This window comes from Phyllobacterium sp. 21LDTY02-6 (assembly GCF_023554255.2).
GTDB lineage: Bacteria > Pseudomonadota > Alphaproteobacteria > Rhizobiales > Rhizobiaceae > Phyllobacterium.
In genome coordinates this window covers 1,263,641-1,279,425 of the sequence record NZ_JAMJWD020000001.1, presented here as the reverse complement: position 1 = coordinate 1,279,425, position 15,785 = coordinate 1,263,641, and the positions used below count along the sequence as shown (strand labels likewise).

The window sequence follows — 15,785 nt, the reverse complement described above, 5'->3', positions numbered from 1 at the left end:
TAGCTGGATCAATCCAGCGGTTCTTCGCCTTCGGCCGGGCGATTGGCGCTGGCCGTCGTGCCGCCGCCTTCGGCCGCGATGACCTCGACATCCTGATTGCGGCCCGCAGCGACCTTGTAGTCGCGCTGGTAGATGCGGTCCTTGTTCTTGGCGACGATCACATAATCGCCCTCCGCGAGCACCATCGAGGCGAAGGCGCCGACGCTTTCGCGCACGATGTCGCCGGATGTCGTCAGCACCGACCATGCGGTGTCGGCCAGGGCCTCGCCGCCGGCTTCCCGGACGAGCTTCAGCGTCAGCAGGGCGGCCCGGTGTTCGACGGTCGCCTCGGTGATCTTGCCCGCCTCGACGCGGATGTCGGACCGGATGACGGCATTGGCGGTGCCGTAATTCGAGACGATCTGGTAGGTGCCGGTGTTCAGCCGCACGACGGTGTCGGGCTTCACCGCCGGGATGATCAGCGCGCGCTCGCCACTCGCATCTTCATGATCCTCATAGATGGAGAATCGCAGGCGCTCCGGCGGTATGCGGCCGCCACCCGACAATACGGCGTTCAGCTTGATGCCGCCGGCGTCGAGAATCATCGTTTCGCTGCGCTTGGCGCGCGTCATGGAGATCCGTTTTGTCGCTCCGGCGCGGCCGAAGGCAACGTGGATGAGGTAGCTTCCCGGCGCAAGCTCGAACGAGGTCGAGCCGCCCTTGGCGGTCGCCAGCAGCGCCAGCTTGCCGTCGGCGCCGGGCTCGGGCGAAAAGACGCGCCAGACCAGTCCGCGGCTGATCGAATCGCCATCCTCGGTCAGTTTCGCCGATAGCGTGAGATTGGACGTGTTCTGGCTCGCCAGCGGACTGTTGGCCGGCGCTGCCGGATCGGCATATTCGTTGAGCTGCGGAATACTCGGCAGGTCGCCGAGCGGTTCGGTTGCCGGAAAGTCGGGCGCCAGCTGTTGCGCCGCCACCGGGCCGGCCAACACGCAGACGAAACCCGCCGCCATGGCAGCACGAAAAACCGCGCTGAATTTCCGCATCCTGTTCTGGAACTTCCCCATGTTGTCGTTTGATCCGAAGCCGGTGGCAATTTCAAGGCTTTTTATTGCCAATGGGGTTTACTGGCGTGCTTAACCGGCACATTGTCGCCACCCAAAGAGAACAGATTGCAAACCGATATCATGAACATGTCTTCTCCCAACCCTTTCATCGATTTTCTTTCCACGCGCAGTTCGACGCCCATTTCGGCCATTGGCCAGCCGGGACCCTCCGACGACGAAATCCGGACGATCGTCCGGATTGCATCGCGCGTGCCCGATCATGGCCGGCTCACGCCATGGCGCTTCATGCTCTACCGGGGCGACGCGCGGGTGGAAGTCGGGAAATATCTGGCGGATCTGGCGGAAGAGCGGGAGGGGCCGCTGACGGAGCAGCGCCGCGAACAGGAGCTGAAGCGCTTCGCGCGCGCGCCGCTGGTCATTGGCGTCATCTTCACCCCCGTCGAGCATCACATCCCCGAATGGGAGCAGTTTCTGTCCTCCGGTGCGGCGGCGATGAAGCTCTGCCTTGCCGCCAATGCGCTCGGCTATGCCACCAACTGGATCACCAACTGGTATTCCTCGGACGAGAAAGGCCGCCAATTGCTGGGCCTCGCCCCGCATGAGCGGGTAACGGGCTTCGTCCATATCGGCAGCTGCGGCCAGAAGGTGCCGGAGCGCCCGCGGCCGGAGATCGATGCGATCCTGTCCGAATATGGCGGCCCCTGGAAGGGCTAGGGTTCCAGCAGTAAGCTCAGCCCGCGCGCGCCAGAAGGCGTTCCGCGCGCCGCAGATGCGGCCGGTCGAACATCTTGCCGTCTATGCCGATGACGCCGGCGGAAGGATCGGAGGCAAAGGCCGCCACGATCTTGCGGGCTTCCTCGACCGCCTGCGGCGAGGGCGTGAACATCTCGTTTATGATCGCCACCTGTGCCGGATGAATGGCGAGTTTGGCGGTAAATCCATCCCTCTCGGCATCTGCGCATTCCCGGCGCAGGCCCTGTTCGTCGCGGTAGTCGACAAAGACCGTATCGATGGCGGTCGTCTGCGCGGCAGCTGCGCCAAGGATCGTCAGGGCGCGGGCCAGCCTGAAGACATCCGTGTAGGTACCTGTTTCGTCCCGTGCGTTGCGCGCGCCGATCGCCGCCGAAAGATCTTCCGCGCCCCAGCTCAGGCCTGCGAGCCTTGCCGAGGAGCCGGCATAGGTGGCGGTGGACAAGGTGCCGAGCGCCGTTTCCGTGATGATGGCGATGATTTCAGTGACGCCCTCGTCGATCCCGGCCCGCGCCTCGTGCAAATTGAGCTTGGCGGCCAGCCGGGTCACGTCGCGTCCGCTCTCGGCCTTGGGCAGGAGAATGCCGTCGGGGCCCGCCGCGACCAGCGCCGCGAGGTCGTCATCGGCCAGCCCGCTCTCTAGATCGTTGATGCGCACGAAGAGCCGCTGCGATGCCGGCCTCTCCAGCCCGCGCAGGAAGCTGCCGGCGATCTCGCGCGCCACCGATTTTCGCTCCGGACTGACGGAATCCTCGAGATCGACAATCAGGACGTCGGCCCCGCTCGCGAGCGATTTCTCGAGTTTCCTTTCAGAATCGCCCGGCACGAACAGCAGCGAGCGCATCAGGCGGCGCTCCGCGACCGCATCATCGCCTGCCGGGTGCATCTGGCGACGAGCACGCCATGCTGGTTGAATGCCCGGTGTTCGAACTCGACAATGCCGCGGTCAGGCTTCGACTTCGATGCGCGCGCCGAGATCACCTGCGTCTCGACCCTCACCGTGTCGCCATGGAACAGCGGCGAGGGGAATGTGACATCGGTCATGCCAAGATTGGCGATGGTGGTGCCGATGGTGGTGTCGTTGACGGAAATTCCGATCATCAGGCCGAGCGTGAACAGCGAATTGACCAGCGGCTGTCCCCATTCGCTCTTGGCGGCAAAATCGAAGTCTATGTGCAGCGGTTGCGGGTTCAGCGTCATGGCGGAAAAGAGCACGTTGTCGCTCTCCGTCACCGTCTTGCGCAACGGGTGCTGGAAGGTCCGGCCAATCTCGAAATCTTCCAAATATAGTCCTGCCATGTTCTCTCCTCCGCCGAATCCGCGAAAGACTAGAGCAAATTTCGTTTTAAAGCAGCTTCTTGTGTTCCGCCGAGCATGACGCAACGGCCCGCAGCGTGAACAGACCGCCCGGCGCCGGCATTTTATTACAAAATCGGGCAGCGCTTTGAATAATTCCGTCTGCCGTTTCGCCCGCATCGGCGCGACATTGCTTTTTTGTCCGCTCCGAAACGCCTCGTCGCCGCATGGTGGAGTGAAAACGCCTGTCTTAATAACGTCTTAGCCAGACAAGCCGGCAGCCCGTGTTCACGGTTGGCCCGCTTTGCCTCCCCAAACGGTCATTGCCGTTCCGCATGCCATTCATGCTACTATGTGGCGGGAAATGGAAGCGGGAGGTGCCATATGTCGAACGATGCTGTGCCAACAGCGGGCGGGCTTAGCCTGCATGTGCCGGAGCCGGATGTTCGTCCGGGCGGGGTACCCGACTTTTCCAATGTGAAGATCGCCGAGGCCGGCTCCGTGCGCCGACCCGACGTCGATGCAAATCCCGAGGATTTCAGGGATCTGGCCTATTCCATCATCCGCGTGCTGAACCGCGACGGCGAGGCTGTCGGCCCATGGTCCGGGCTGCTCACCGACGAACAGCTTGTCGCCGGCCTGCGCCATATGATGACCTTGCGCACCTTCGACGCACGCATGCAGATCGCCCAGCGCCAGGGCAAGACCTCGTTCTACATGCAGCATCTTGGCGAAGAGGCGGTGAGCTGCGCCTTCCGCAAGGCGCTGCAGCCGGGCGACATGAATTTCCCTACCTACCGGCAGGCAGGGCTGCTCATCGCCAACGATTATCCGATGGTCGAGATGATGTGCCAGATCTACTCCAACGAGCGCGACCCGCTGAAGGGCCGGCAATTGCCCATCATGTATTCGTCCAAGGAGCATGGCTTCTTCTCGATCTCCGGCAATCTGGCGACGCAATATATCCAGGCCGTCGGCTGGGCCATGGCATCGGCGATCAAGAACGACACGAAAATCGCCGCCGCATGGATCGGTGACGGTTCCACCGCTGAATCCGACTTCCACGCGGCGCTGGTCTTTGCTTCCACCTACAAGGCGCCAGTGGTATTGAATATCGTTAATAATCAATGGGCTATATCGACATTTCAAGGTATTGCACGAGGCGGTTCCGGTACTTTCGCAGCGCGAGGCCTCGGTTTCGGCATTCCGGCACTGCGCGTCGACGGCAATGATTATCTTGCGGTCTTCGCCGTAGCGCAGTGGGCGGTGGAGCGGGCCCGGCGCAATCTTGGCCCGACCCTGATCGAATATGTCACCTACCGCGTCGGCGCGCATTCCACCTCGGACGACCCGTCCGCCTATCGCCCGAAGACAGAATCCGACGCCTGGCCCCTGGGCGATCCCGTCATCCGCCTGAAGAACCACCTCATTGGCCGCGGCGCGTGGTCGGAGGAGCGCCATGTGCAGGCGGAGGCGGAGATACTGGATACGGTCATAGCGGCGCAGAAGGAAGCGGAAAGCTTCGGCACGCTTCATGCCGGTGGCAAGCCCTCGGCGCGTGACATGTTCGAGGGGGTCTACGAGGAAATGCCACCGCATCTCCGTCGTCAACGCCAGCAGGCGGGGGTCTGATACATGGCACGCAAGACGATGATCGAAGCCATCCGCGACGCGATGGATGCAATGATGGAACGCGACGACAATGTGGTCGTCTTCGGTGAGGATGTCGGCTTTTTCGGCGGTGTTTTCCGCTGCACCCACGGGCTGCAGGCGAAATATGGCCGCACCCGCTGCTTTGACGCACCGATCAGCGAGTCGGGCATCGTCGGCGCCGCGATCGGCATGGCGGCCTACGGCCTGCGGCCCTGCGTCGAGATACAATTCGCGGATTACGTCTATCCGGCCTATGACCAGATCGTTTCGGAGGCCGCGCGGCTGCGCTATCGCTCCAATGGCGGCTTCACTTGTCCGATCGTCGTGCGCATGCCGACCGGCGGCGGGATATTCGGCGGCCAGACCCACAGCCAGAGCCCGGAGGCGCTGTTCACGCATGTGTCGGGGCTGAAGGTCGTCGTTCCGTCCAATCCCCATGATGCGAAGGGGCTGCTGATCGCGGCGATCGAAGATCCGGACCCGGTGATCTTCCTGGAGCCCAAACGCCTCTATAACGGGCCCTTCGACGGCCATCATGACAGGCCCGTCACGCCCTGGTCGAAGCATGATCTCGGCGAGGTGCCGGATGGCCACTACACCGTTCCGCTTGGCAAGGCCATCAGGCGCCGCGAGGGATCGCAGCTGACGATCCTCGCCTATGGCACCATGGTCTATGTCGCCGAGGCGGCAGCGGAGGAGCATGGCATCGATGCCGAGATCATCGACCTGCGAACACTGTTGCCGCTCGATCTCGACACGATCATCGAGTCGGTGGCCAAGACCGGGCGCTGCGTCGTCGTCCATGAAGCCACGCTCACATCGGGTTTGGGCGCCGAGCTTGCCGCGCTGGTTCAGGAACATTGTTTCTACAAGCTCGAAGCTCCGGTCGCCCGCGTGGCCGGCTGGGATACGCCCTATCCGCATGCGCAGGAGTGGGACTATTTCCCCGGTCCGACGCGGCTGGGGCGGGCGCTGTTGGAAACGCTGGAAAGCTAGGAGGCAGGTCGATGGGTGAGTATGTCATTAAACTGCCCGATGTCGGCGAAGGCGTCGCCGAGGCCGAGCTGGTGGAATGGAACGTCAAGATCGGCGACCTCATACGCGAAGACATGGTGCTTGCCGCCGTCATGACCGACAAGGCGACGGTCGAGATACCGTCTCCGGTCGATGGCGAGATCATCTGGCTGGGCGGTGAGATCGGCGACGTGATCGCCATCGGATCGCCGCTGGTCCGCCTGAAGGTCGAAGGCGAGGGACATGCCGCCCCCGCCTTGGAGAGGGAGACTGTCGCCAAACCGGCGCCGGAACAGCCGCCCGTGGCTGCCGAGGAAAAACCCGCCGCGCCGAAGCAGCAGCGGGAGCCGGCGACAAGACCGGCAGCAGCACCGAAGGATGTGGCCTCAAGGCCGGGTTTCGCGGCCGGCACCCCGCGCAAGGAGGGCGACAAGCCGCTCGCATCGCCGGCGGTCAGGCAGCGGGCGCGCGAGGCGGGGGTCGATCTGCGCCAGGTGCCGGGCACCGGGCCGGCAGGCCGTATCACGCATGAGGATCTCGAGGCGTTTTTCGCCCATGGGCCGCAGAAGCAAGGCGCTTCCGCCCTTTCGCCCAACAATCAGGTGCAGGAAATCAAGGTCGTCGGGCTGCGCCGCAAGATCGCCGAGAAGATGGCGCTCTCCAAGTCGCGCATACCGCACATCACCTATGTCGAAGAGGTGGACGTGACCTCGCTCGAGGAGCTGCGCAGCAGGCTCAATGCCAGCAAGCGCGCCGATCAGCCGAAACTGACGCTGCTGCCATTCCTGATGCGCGCCATGGTCAAGGCCATCGCGGAGCAGCCGCAGCTCAACTCGGTCTATGATGACGAAGCCAACATCATCCACCAGCATGGCGGCGTGCATATCGGCATCGCCGCCCAGACCGGGAACGGCCTTGTCGTTCCGGTCGTCAGGCATGCCGAAGCGCGGACGCTGTGGGATTGTGCCGCGGAGGTCAATCTCCTGGCCGAGGCGGCGAAGACGGGTACGGCGACGCGCGAACAGCTGACGGGCTCGACCATCACCATCACCTCGCTCGGCAGCATGGGCGGTGTCGTGACGACGCCGGTGATCAATCATCCCGAGGTCGCCATCATCGGCGTGAACAAGATCATGATGCGTCCGGTCTGGGATGGCACCAATTTCATCCCGCGCAAGATGATGAACCTGTCGTCGAGCTTCGACCATCGCGTCATCGATGGCTGGGACGCCGCGGTCTTCATCCAGCGCATCAAGACGCTGCTCGAAACGCCTGCCATGATTTTTGTCGAGGGTTGAAAACGATGAAGGATATCTCGTGCAAGCTCCTGGTGATCGGCGCCGGCCCCGGCGGCTATGTCTGCGCGATCCGCGCCGGGCAGCTCAATGTCGATACGGTGATCGTCGAAGCCGGAAGGGTGGGCGGCACATGCCTGATGGTGGGCTGCATCCCCTCCAAGGCGCTCATCCATGCAGCCGACGAATTTGCCAAAGTAGCGCGATTTGCGGCGGGAAAGACGCCGCTCGGCATTGGGGTTGCGCAACATTCGCTCGATTTTACGCAGACGATCGCCTGGAAGGACGGGATCGTCAGCCGCTTGAACAATGGCGTCGCGGGCCTCCTCAAGAAGGCGAATGTCAAGATCGTCACCGGCCGGGCGCGGTTTCGCGACGGCAAGACCGTGGAGGTCGAGACGCTGACCGGCCTGCAGATCATCCGCGCCGAGAATATCGTCATTGCCACGGGTTCGGCGCCCGTCGAGGTGCCGTCGCTGCCCTTTGGCGGCAATGTCATATCTTCGACCGAGGCGCTGTCGCTGGAGAGCGTGCCGGAAAGGCTGGCCGTGGTCGGCGGCGGTTATATCGGGCTCGAGCTTGGCACCGCCTATGCGAAGCTCGGTTCGAACGTCACGGTGATCGAGGCGATGGACAGGATATTGCCGCAATATGATGCGGAGCTGACCCGCCCGATCGTCAAGCATCTCAATGGCTTGGGCGTGAAACTTGTCACGGGGGCCAAGGCAAGGGGCGTCAAGGGCGATGCCCTGCTGATCGAAACTGCCGATGGCAAGGATGAGAGAATAGCTGCCGACAAGATCCTCGTAACCGTTGGCCGCAAGCCGGTAACGACGGGCTGGGGGTTGGAGGAGATCGATCTCGACATGGACGGCCGCTTCGTGCGGATCGACGAGAAATGCCGCACCTCGATGCGCGGCGTCCATGCCATCGGCGACGTCACGGGCGAACCGATGCTGGCGCATCGGGCCATGGCGCAGGGCGAAATGGTTGCCGAGATCGTCGCCGGGCAGAACAGGGCATGGGACAGGCGCGCCATCGCCGCCGTATGCTTCACCGATCCCGAAATCGTCGCGGTCGGCCTTTCGCCGGACGAAGCGAAGAAGGCCGGTCATGAGATCAAGGTCGGGCTGTTCCCCTTCGCGGCCAATGGCAGGGCAATGACGCAGGAGGGCGAGGATGGTTTCGTCCGCGTCGTCGCGCTGGCCAGCAACCATCTGATCCTCGGCATCCAGGCGGTGGGAAGCGGCGTATCGGAGCTTTCGGCCAGCTTCGCGCTGGCATTGGAAATGGGCGCGCGGCTGGAAGATATCGCCGGCACCATTCATGCGCATCCGACGCAGAGCGAAGGCTTCCCCGAGGCAGCATTGAAGGCGCTGGGCCACGCAATCCATATCTGACCCCGCGTAGTTGGGCCACGCAGGGATTGTTCAGGCAACTCTGATGGAGTGACGCTTACTCGGCGGCTTGCGAGACCGCCGGCAGGCCGAGCCAGGCCCGGCAGTCGCTGAGCGCCCGCGCGCTCATCGCCTGCTTCTTGGCGTTCGACTTTTCCTTGCCGCGCAGTCGTTTGCCTTCCTGCTTCGGTGCCTCGATCGGCGGGAACAGGCCGAAATTGACATTCATCGGCTGGAAAGAGCGCTTGCCCGGCTCTTCGTCGTTTACGATATGCCCGCCGGTGATGTGGCCGAGCAGCGCGCCGAAGGCGGTCGTCACCGGGGGCGGCGTCGCCGATCCGCCCAGACGCTCGGCCGCGGCAAACCGGCCCGCGAGCAGGCCGATGGCGGCGGATTCGACATAGCCTTCGCAGCCGGTGATCTGGCCGGCAAAGCGCAATCCGGGCCGGGATTTGAGCTGCAGGGTCGGGTCGAGCAGGATGGGCGAATTGAGGTATGTATTGCGATGCAATCCGCCGAGACGGGCGAATTCGGCGTTCTCGAGCCCCGGAATGAGACGGAATATCTCCGTTTGCGCTCCATATTTCAGCTTCGTCTGGAACCCGACCATATTATAGAGCGTGCCGAGGGCATTGTCCTGGCGCAGCTGCACGACCGCATAGGGCTTGACCGTCGGATTGTGCGCATTGGTGAGGCCCATCGGCTTCATCGGTCCGTGACGCAGCGTCTCCGGTCCGCGCTCGGCCATCACCTCGACGGGCAGGCAGCCGTCGAAATAGGGCGTTCCTTCCCATTGCTTGAACTCGGTCTTGTCACCGTCGATCAGACCCTGGATGAAGGTTTCGTACTGCTCCCTCGTGAGCGGGCAGTTGATATAATCCTTGCCATTGCCGCCGGGCCCGACCTTGTCGTAGCGCGACTGGAACCAGCACACGTCCATATTGATGGAATCGAAATGGACGATGGGCGCGATCGCATCGAAGAAGGCGAGGGCGTCCGTTCCGGTCTGCTCGCCGATAGCCGCGGCAAGCGACGGCGCGGTCAGCGGCCCGGTGGCTATGATCGTCTTGTCCCAGTCTTCCGGCGGCAGGCCGGTCACTTCTTCGCGCATGAGCGTGATGAGCGGGTGCGCTTCGAGCCTGGCGCTGACGGCCTGGGCAAAGCCATCGCGATCGACCGCCAGCGCGCTGCCCGCCGGGACCTGATTGGCATCGGCGGCGGCCATGATCAGCGAATTGGCCAGGCGCATTTCCGCATGCAAGACGCCGACGGCATTGGTCTGGGCGTCGTCGGAACGGAACGAATTGGAACAGACGAGTTCCGCCAGATGATCGGTCTTGTGCGCATCCGTGCCGCGGACGGGCCGCATTTCATGGAGGATGACCGGCACGCCCGCTTCAGCGAGTTGCCATGATGCTTCGGAACCGGCAAGGCCGCCGCCGACGATATGAACTGGTTTGATGGACATGCCTTCCCATAGCTCTTTTGCCGCGCCGCTTCAACGGCAAGCCCGGCATGCAAGCGGAAATATATGGAGCGGGGAAGATTCGGGCGCGAGGGGCGCGCTGTGGCGATGGGAAGCTACCTCCAGAAACAACAACACCCACCGCGGGAGGAGGTGCGGTGGGTGTCGTTAAGTAAAGACCGGCTGGGAGGAGGAGTGCCGGGCTTTGATCGCAGGAGGCTTTGGGAGGAGGAGAAGCCTCAGCGATATTCCTTGCCGCTATTAGCGGATTGCGGACTTCTTCGCTACGAACGGGATGTCCGAACGGGCAATGCCCAGGTCGCTCAGTTCGCGGATCGAAAGGCGGTTCAGTTCGGTTACCGTCTCGCGGTAACGGCGCCAGTTGCTGTAGGAACGGATAAGGTTCATGTCATTCACCACTTCGGTTGTTGTCTCGTTGATCACTCTTGATCGTTGAGCTGAAGATAGTCGAAGCGGCCTCGAACTTGCAGAGACAAGTTTGCATTTCAGCTATGCAATTGTTGCATTGCGTCATAATGGGCGCAGAATGCTGCGCTGCACAAAAATACCCGAGATTGCCTTTTCAGCCGCAGTCGAGTTAGCTGCTTGCATTGGAGACTCAGTCATTGGCGGTATCTTTCGGAATCAATAGGCACATCTCCCGTTGGGAATCGAAAGGCATAATCGACTCCGATACGGCAGCGCGCCTGCGCAGCGATGTGGAGACCAGCCGTTCCGGCTTCGGTCTCGGCGGCATCCTTGCGGTGCTGGGAGCCGTATTGCTCGGCGCCGCCATCCTCTCGTTGATCGCCGCCAATTGGGAAGTGATGCCGAGGCTGGTGCGCCTCGTCCTGATCGTCGCGGTCATTTGGGCGGGCTATCTCGGCGGCGCATGGCGCGTCAGCCGCGGCGAGCGCATGCTGGGCGAAGCCTTCTACCTTATCGCCGCCATCACCTTCGGTGCCGGCATCGCGCTGGTCGGCCAGATGTATCACCTCGCCGGGGAACCCGCCGAAGCGGTGCTGCTGTGGGTCGCGGGCGTCATGATCGCCGCGCCGCTCCTGCGCTCCGAGATCCTTGCTTCGGGAAGCGTGGTGCTGGCCGGCCTGTTCCTGTTTCTCGCCCTCGATGATGGCGGCCGCTTCGGCTATTCCTGGCTGCTGCCAATTCTCCTGCTCCTTTGCGCCGGCCTTGCCTGGTACACGGGCGCGAGGGCTGCGCGGCACCTGATCGCCATCCTCGCCATCGTCTATGTGTTCGTGCTGCGCATCGATCTCGACGAGGCGGCCATATTCTGGCCGGCGGCCCTTGTGGGCGGCGGACTATTCCTCGTCGATGCCTTGCGCCATCCCCTGCTGGAGCGTTGGACCGGCTGGTCCAAAGCCGTTGGAGCCTATGGCTTCTTCACGCTGCTATTGGTCCTGATCTTCCTGCAGTTCGACGAGTTCGAGGGCACGGTGCCCGGCGAGGTGATGGCCGGCTTCCTTATCCTCGCCTGCTCGGTCGCCGGGCTGTCGCTGTCCGGCTACAGGAACCCGGCCGTGCGCTGGATCGCCTATTCGGTCTTCTCGTTCGAAGTCATCTATCTCGCCTTCAAGACCATCGGCACCATGATCGGAACCGCCGGCTTCTTCCTCAGTGCCGGCGTTCTCGTGCTGCTTCTCGCCGTATTCGTCATGCGGATGGAACGGCGGCTCAAGCAAAGGGCGCAACTGACGGAGGCCGCGCCATGAAGGGCAAGCGCCGCATCCTGTGGCTGGCCGCTGCCGTGGCGCTGCTTCAATCCGGCGTCCTGTTCGCCATGGTCGAACAGCGCGCCTCGGCACTGCGCAGCGCCACCGACATCACCCTTCTGACCCATCCGGTCGATCCGCGTGATCTGCTGCGCGGCGAATATGTTGCGCTTGGCTATGATATTTCGGCCATCCCCACCAGCTCTATCGAAGGAACGGCGCCGAAGAACGGGCCGGCCGATGTTTTCGTCACGCTGCGCCCCGACGCATCGGGCAAATGGGCCTTCGCCAGGGCTTCGTGGCAGCGGCCGAGCGAAAGCCCCGACGGCGAGATCACGTTGCGCGGCAGGATAGGTGCATTGCGCGACCTGACGATGTTCACAACGGTGCCCGTCACCTATGGCATCGAGCGCTATTATGTGGCGGAGGGGCAAGGACGGGTACTCGAAGACCTGCAGCGCAAGCAGCAGATCGAGGCGGTCGTTGCGGTCTCGCCCGACGGCGAGGCGCAAGTCCGGGCGCTGAGGGATGGCGACAAGGTGCTGGACGAGCAGCCTTCATACTGACTGCCATCGTGACCGACACACTGGCTGTCAGGGTGGACGCGAACTGCGCGGCCGCGCCGCCCGGCTTTTTCCTTTGACGCTGCGAGATGGGATGCTATAGAGGCCGCGCCCGAGGCGAGAGCCAGGGCCATGCGGATATGGCGAAATTGGTAGACGCACCAGATTTAGGTTCTGGCGGGAGACCGTGGGGGTTCGAGTCCCTCTATCCGCACCATTCATTCCTGAACACTTCTGCCTAAGTGCTTGAATTGGCGGGCTCAGCGCCAGTTCGCGGCCAGCCGCAGCCATGGCCCGGAATGGAAGACAGCCATCAGCAGGTACATCAGCGTCATTCCGCTGATCGGCGAAGCGGCGCTGGTGCAGATCATGTCCGCACCGCCCTCCGCCGACGACAGCAGCGCCATGGACGCGAATGTCGGCGTCGCGGCAAGGGTCAGCCAGCGCGTTGCCGCCTGTACCGTCATTGCCGATGAAGACGGGGCCGATGAAGACGTGGCCGATGAAGACGGGGCATTACTTGCGGGGTTCGATGGCTTGGCCATGGTCTTCCACTCCGTGCTGATCGCTGGAACGAGTGTCCATCGCCGCGCTGCTGCGCGCCGAGACATTCATCAGACCCGATCCGCGCGGCGCGCTTCGAACGCCTTCCGCCCGTTCCGGGTGACAATTGCACACTTGCTGCGCGCTCTTTAGACTATTGTCCATGAAGTTCTCCTCGGCGTTGTTCGATCGCCCGGCGCCGTGCGCTTGCCGGTCATCAGGCAGGATAGAACCGGATGCCGGAACCGGGAGAGTGACAAGTGTGACGGGATTTGCATGGATTCCTTGATTACTGCCGCCGCCCGGGCCCTTGCGGCGGGCGATGCGCTGGGCGCGTTGAAGCGGGTCGCCTTGCGCGAGGATGCGCCGGCGCTGGCCTTGCGCGGCATTGCCATGGCGCAACTCGGCGATCTCGTCCGTGCCAAGTCGCTTCTGCGCCGCGCCGCTGCTGCGTTCGGCCCGAGGGAAGCCGTGGCGCGCAGCCGCTGCGTCGTCGCCGAAGCGGAAATAGCGCTGGTTTCGCGCGATCTCGGCTGGCCGGTGAAGAAGCTCGAACAGGCCCGCCTGACGCTGGAGCGCCGGGGCGACCGGATCAACGCGGCCCATGCGCGACATCTCGAGGTGCGCCGCCTGCTGCTGATCGGCGCGCTCGACGAGGCAGAGCGCCGGCTGGGCGAACTCGACCCGGCAGACCTGCCGCCGGCCTCGCGGGCAGCCTATGATCTCGTTCTGGCCGGCATTGCCATTCGTCGTCTCAGGACAAGACAGGCGCGCGAGGCGCTGGCCCGTGCCGTCGAGGCAGCCCGCGAGGCCGACATTCCGGCGCTTTCGGCCGAGGTGGAAGAGGTCGGCCTGGTGCTGCGTCGGCCGGCGGCCCGCCTGATCCAGGGCGATGGGCAGCGTCCGCTTCTGCTCGACGAGGTCGAGACGCTGTTCTCGTCGGACCTGCTCGTCGTCGATGCCTGCCGCAATGCGGTGCGCAGGCAGGATGAGGTCGTATCGCTGGCGACGCGGCCGGTGCTGTTCGCGCTTGTGCGTGCGCTGGCGGAGGCCTGGCCCGGCGATGTCTCGCGCGAGCAATTGCTGATATCGGCGTTCGGCGCGAGACATGCGGACGAGTCGCATCGAGCCCGGCTGCGGGTGGAGATAGGCCGGCTGCGCGCCGAATTGCGGCCGCTTGCCGACATTGGGGCTACCGGGCGCGGCTTTGCGCTGAAGCCCAGGCACAATGGCGGCGTTGCCGTGCTTGCGCCGCCTGTCGACGAGAAACATGCGGCCTTGCTCGCGCTGCTTGCCGATGGCGAGACCTGGGCGAGTTCCGCGCTTTCGATTGCGCTCGGCGCCAGTGCCCGCACGGTGCAGCGCGGGCTCGAACAGCTTGCGGCGGCTGGCAAGGTGCAGGCGCTGGGCAAGGGCAGGGCGCGGCGCTGGACGGTGCCTGTGATTGCCGGTTTCCCGACGGTGTTGTTACTCCCGGGTCCATTGCCGAGCGACTAGATTGCCGGGGAACCGAACATCGAACAGCAGGAGTCGAACCATGAAGACGAGCACCGCCGAGATCATCCGCGAATATGGACCATTTCCCGATGTCGAACAGGTCCACGGCCTGACCTATGATGGCAGCCAGGTCTGGTTCGCATCAGGCGACAGGATCAATGCCATGGACCCCGAGGACGGTGTGATTACCCGTTCCATCGACGCGGCCGCCCATGCCGGGACGGCGTTCGACGGCCGCCATATCTTCCAGATCGCCGAGACTGTCATCCAGAAGATCGACCCGAAGAACGGCGCAGTGGTGGCGACGATACCCGCGCCCGGCAATGGCGGCGATTCCGGCCTCGCCTGGGCCGAGGGCTCGCTCTGGGTCGGGCAGCACCGGGGCCGCAGGATCCATCAGGTCGATCCTGAAACGGGCAAGGTCCTGCGCACCATCGAATCCAGGCGCGTGGTCACCGGCGTCACCTGGGTCGATGGCGAGCTCTGGCACGGGACGTGGGAGGGCGACGAGAGCGATGTCAGGCGGATCAATGTCGCGACCGGCGAAGTCCTCGAGATCATCGAAATGCCTTCCGGTTGCGGCGTGTCCGGGCTTGAATCGGACGGCAAGGACCGCTTCTTCTGCGGTGGCGGCGGAAGCGGCACGATCCGCGCGGTGAAGAGGCCTCGGCGCGATTAGCCCTTGCGGTATCGCCGGCGCACCGGCAATTGCCGACAATTTATTGTGGCAGTCCCGGCCTATTGGAGTTATTTTTCCTCCCATGGAATATCTTCATGGGAGGAAGTTCTATGTCATCATGGAAAATCGGTCTTTCTGTACTCGTCCTGATCGGCGGACTGTTTGCCATGGCTGCGCCGGCCGGAGCGTCGCCCGCAGCGCCGGCTCGCAGCAATTCGATCGAACTGTCGCAGGTGCTGGAGCAGGTCGGCTGGCGGTGCGGGCGTGGCTGGCACGTCAATCGCTGGGGACGGTGCGTGCCAAATCGCCGGATCGCGCGCTGCGGCCCGGGTCGCCGGCTCAATCGCTTTGGTGAATGCGTGCGTATCCGCCCGGCCCACAGGGCCTGCCCGCGCGGCTTCCATCTTTCACGCCGGGGCTATTGCGTGCGCAACTGGTAGGCGGACAGTGGACGAACCATTATCGTCCGCCATGTGACGAGCCGTCATAGACTGGCGGCTCGTAGGTCCTCGGGTCCGGTGGCCGGAAATTGGGATCGCTCACGCAGCCGGCCAGTGGTATCGAGATCGCGACAGTCAGGAAAACCAGAAAGAGTCTCGGCATCGGCGTTCCGTTCAGGGTTTGCCATCCATCGGCGGATCACGATGGCGCGTCGATGGACGGGATGATCTGGCGGCTCGAATTGGGTCCCGCATCTTCTCTGGAGTGCATCGCCACCAGCCCAAGCAAGCCGAACAAGACTATAAGGACGCCGATAACGGCGCATTGGTGCTTCATATTTGCTCTCCGTTCGTTGCGACCGGAGCAGGCCATTCGCAAACTTTAAATCCCGCCGGAACGGAACGACTTCGACG

Annotated in this window: 18 protein-coding genes and 1 tRNA gene; 12 read left to right on the top strand and 7 right to left on the bottom strand. The window is 63.6% G+C overall.

Features of this window, described 5'->3' with window-relative positions:
• Positions 1–8: 8 nt before the first annotated feature.
• Positions 9–1,025: a hypothetical protein gene (locus M8997_RS06190; protein ID WP_250018598.1), complete on the bottom strand. Its 1,017-nt coding sequence runs from the start codon at positions 1,023–1,025 to the stop codon at positions 9–11.
• A 147-nt stretch (positions 1,026–1,172) separates the two neighbouring features.
• Between M8997_RS06190 and M8997_RS06185 the strand changes: the two genes are divergently transcribed.
• Positions 1,173–1,760 (top strand): nitroreductase, encoded by a 588-nt coding sequence (locus M8997_RS06185; RefSeq protein ID WP_250018765.1) that lies wholly within the window; start codon positions 1,173–1,175, stop codon positions 1,758–1,760.
• 16 nt (positions 1,761–1,776) lie between these two features.
• On the opposite strand, the gene M8997_RS06180 is transcribed toward M8997_RS06185, so the two are convergent.
• Both M8997_RS06180 and M8997_RS06175 read right to left on the bottom strand, forming a co-directional pair.
• Positions 1,777–2,640: a CoA ester lyase gene (locus M8997_RS06180; RefSeq protein WP_250018599.1), complete on the bottom strand. Its 864-nt coding sequence runs from the start codon at positions 2,638–2,640 to the stop codon at positions 1,777–1,779.
• A complete protein-coding gene (locus M8997_RS06175) occupies positions 2,640–3,095 on the bottom strand; it encodes a MaoC family dehydratase (RefSeq protein ID WP_250018600.1) in 456 nt (151 codons plus the stop codon). Before M8997_RS06175 ends, M8997_RS06180 begins: the two co-directional genes overlap by 1 nt.
• Positions 3,096–3,476: 381 nt before the next feature.
• On the opposite strand from M8997_RS06175, the gene M8997_RS06170 reads away from it, so the two are divergent.
• From M8997_RS06170 to lpdA, 4 genes are read left to right on the top strand one after another with little or no spacing between them, the layout of a single operon-like run.
• Entirely contained in the window at positions 3,477–4,724 is a 1,248-nt protein-coding gene (locus tag M8997_RS06170; protein ID WP_250018601.1) for a 3-methyl-2-oxobutanoate dehydrogenase (2-methylpropanoyl-transferring) subunit alpha, read from the top strand.
• A 3-nt stretch (positions 4,725–4,727) separates the two neighbouring features.
• Positions 4,728–5,741, top strand: a complete 1,014-nt coding sequence (locus M8997_RS06165) for an alpha-ketoacid dehydrogenase subunit beta (RefSeq protein WP_250018602.1) — start codon at positions 4,728–4,730, stop codon at positions 5,739–5,741.
• Positions 5,742–5,752: 11 nt separating this feature from the next.
• Positions 5,753–7,057, top strand: coding sequence for a dihydrolipoamide acetyltransferase family protein (locus M8997_RS06160; RefSeq protein WP_250018603.1), 1,305 nt, complete (start codon positions 5,753–5,755; stop codon positions 7,055–7,057).
• A 5-nt stretch (positions 7,058–7,062) separates the two neighbouring features.
• Positions 7,063–8,454 carry a dihydrolipoyl dehydrogenase gene (gene lpdA / locus M8997_RS06155; RefSeq protein ID WP_250018604.1) on the top strand — a complete coding sequence of 464 codons (1,392 nt, stop codon included), beginning with the start codon at positions 7,063–7,065 and terminating at the stop codon, positions 8,452–8,454.
• A 55-nt stretch (positions 8,455–8,509) separates the two neighbouring features.
• On the opposite strand, the gene trmFO is transcribed toward lpdA, so the two are convergent.
• Positions 8,510–9,919, bottom strand: coding sequence for a methylenetetrahydrofolate--tRNA-(uracil(54)-C(5))-methyltransferase (FADH(2)-oxidizing) TrmFO (gene trmFO, locus M8997_RS06150; protein ID WP_250018605.1), 1,410 nt, complete (start codon positions 9,917–9,919; stop codon positions 8,510–8,512).
• A 258-nt stretch (positions 9,920–10,177) separates the two neighbouring features.
• Positions 10,178–10,324, bottom strand: a complete 147-nt coding sequence (locus M8997_RS06145; RefSeq protein ID WP_250018606.1) for a DUF1127 domain-containing protein — start codon at positions 10,322–10,324, stop codon at positions 10,178–10,180.
• A 218-nt stretch (positions 10,325–10,542) separates the two neighbouring features.
• On the opposite strand from M8997_RS06145, the gene M8997_RS06140 reads away from it, so the two are divergent.
• From M8997_RS06140 to M8997_RS06110, 7 genes are all read left to right on the top strand, one after another.
• Positions 10,543–11,649 (top strand): DUF2157 domain-containing protein, encoded by a 1,107-nt coding sequence (locus M8997_RS06140; protein WP_250018607.1) that lies wholly within the window; start codon positions 10,543–10,545, stop codon positions 11,647–11,649.
• Positions 11,646–12,215, top strand: a complete 570-nt coding sequence (locus M8997_RS06135) for a GDYXXLXY domain-containing protein (RefSeq protein WP_250018608.1) — start codon at positions 11,646–11,648, stop codon at positions 12,213–12,215. The genes M8997_RS06140 and M8997_RS06135 overlap by 4 nt, the downstream gene beginning before the upstream one ends.
• Before the next feature lie 131 nt (positions 12,216–12,346).
• Positions 12,347–12,429: transfer RNA gene (locus M8997_RS06130), tRNA-Leu, on the top strand.
• Between the two features lie 29 nt (positions 12,430–12,458).
• A complete protein-coding gene (locus tag M8997_RS22235) occupies positions 12,459–12,908 on the top strand; it encodes a hypothetical protein (RefSeq protein WP_371929499.1) in 450 nt (149 codons plus the stop codon).
• A 123-nt stretch (positions 12,909–13,031) separates the two neighbouring features.
• The gene (locus M8997_RS06120; RefSeq protein ID WP_250018610.1) at positions 13,032–14,252 is read left to right on the top strand and encodes a helix-turn-helix domain-containing protein; all 1,221 of its coding nucleotides are present in this window, start codon (positions 13,032–13,034) and stop codon (positions 14,250–14,252) included.
• A 40-nt stretch (positions 14,253–14,292) separates the two neighbouring features.
• Positions 14,293–14,931: a glutamine cyclotransferase gene (locus M8997_RS06115; RefSeq protein ID WP_250018611.1), complete on the top strand. Its 639-nt coding sequence runs from the start codon at positions 14,293–14,295 to the stop codon at positions 14,929–14,931.
• A gap of 110 nt (positions 14,932–15,041) precedes the next feature.
• On the top strand, positions 15,042–15,371 hold the full coding sequence (locus tag M8997_RS06110; protein ID WP_250018612.1) for a GCG_CRPN prefix-to-repeats domain-containing protein: 330 nt from the start codon (positions 15,042–15,044) through the stop codon (positions 15,369–15,371).
• Between the two features lie 19 nt (positions 15,372–15,390).
• On the opposite strand, the gene M8997_RS06105 is transcribed toward M8997_RS06110, so the two are convergent.
• Positions 15,391–15,534, bottom strand: coding sequence for a hypothetical protein (locus M8997_RS06105; protein WP_250018613.1), 144 nt, complete (start codon positions 15,532–15,534; stop codon positions 15,391–15,393).
• Between the two features lie 36 nt (positions 15,535–15,570).
• A complete protein-coding gene (locus M8997_RS06100) occupies positions 15,571–15,708 on the bottom strand; it encodes a hypothetical protein (RefSeq protein WP_250018614.1) in 138 nt (45 codons plus the stop codon).
• Positions 15,709–15,785 lie beyond the last annotated feature (77 nt).

Excerpts from the sequence above, each read along its gene's own strand:
- lpdA (WP_250018604.1), top strand. The coding sequence starts at position 7,063 with ATGAAGGATATCTCGTGCAAGCTCCTGGTGATCGGCGCCGGCCCCGGC.
- M8997_RS06185 (WP_250018765.1), top strand. The coding sequence starts at position 1,173 with ATGTCTTCTCCCAACCCTTTCATCGATTTTCTTTCCACGCGCAGTTCG.
- M8997_RS06145 (WP_250018606.1), bottom strand. The coding sequence starts at position 10,324 with ATGAACCTTATCCGTTCCTACAGCAACTGGCGCCGTTACCGCGAGACG.
- M8997_RS06175 (WP_250018600.1), bottom strand. The coding sequence starts at position 3,095 with ATGGCAGGACTATATTTGGAAGATTTCGAGATTGGCCGGACCTTCCAG.
- M8997_RS06190 (WP_250018598.1), bottom strand. The coding sequence starts at position 1,025 with ATGCGGAAATTCAGCGCGGTTTTTCGTGCTGCCATGGCGGCGGGTTTC.
- M8997_RS06165 (WP_250018602.1), top strand. The coding sequence starts at position 4,728 with ATGGCACGCAAGACGATGATCGAAGCCATCCGCGACGCGATGGATGCA.
- M8997_RS06110 (WP_250018612.1), top strand. The coding sequence starts at position 15,042 with ATGTCATCATGGAAAATCGGTCTTTCTGTACTCGTCCTGATCGGCGGA.
- M8997_RS06115 (WP_250018611.1), top strand. The coding sequence starts at position 14,293 with ATGAAGACGAGCACCGCCGAGATCATCCGCGAATATGGACCATTTCCC.
- M8997_RS06180 (WP_250018599.1), bottom strand. The coding sequence starts at position 2,640 with ATGCGCTCGCTGCTGTTCGTGCCGGGCGATTCTGAAAGGAAACTCGAG.
- M8997_RS06170 (WP_250018601.1), top strand. The coding sequence starts at position 3,477 with ATGTCGAACGATGCTGTGCCAACAGCGGGCGGGCTTAGCCTGCATGTG.
- M8997_RS06135 (WP_250018608.1), top strand. The coding sequence starts at position 11,646 with ATGAAGGGCAAGCGCCGCATCCTGTGGCTGGCCGCTGCCGTGGCGCTG.
- M8997_RS06120 (WP_250018610.1), top strand. The coding sequence starts at position 13,032 with ATGGATTCCTTGATTACTGCCGCCGCCCGGGCCCTTGCGGCGGGCGAT.
- M8997_RS06160 (WP_250018603.1), top strand. The coding sequence starts at position 5,753 with ATGGGTGAGTATGTCATTAAACTGCCCGATGTCGGCGAAGGCGTCGCC.
- M8997_RS06105 (WP_250018613.1), bottom strand. The coding sequence starts at position 15,534 with ATGCCGAGACTCTTTCTGGTTTTCCTGACTGTCGCGATCTCGATACCA.
- trmFO (WP_250018605.1), bottom strand. The coding sequence starts at position 9,919 with ATGTCCATCAAACCAGTTCATATCGTCGGCGGCGGCCTTGCCGGTTCC.
- M8997_RS06100 (WP_250018614.1), bottom strand. The coding sequence starts at position 15,708 with ATGAAGCACCAATGCGCCGTTATCGGCGTCCTTATAGTCTTGTTCGGC.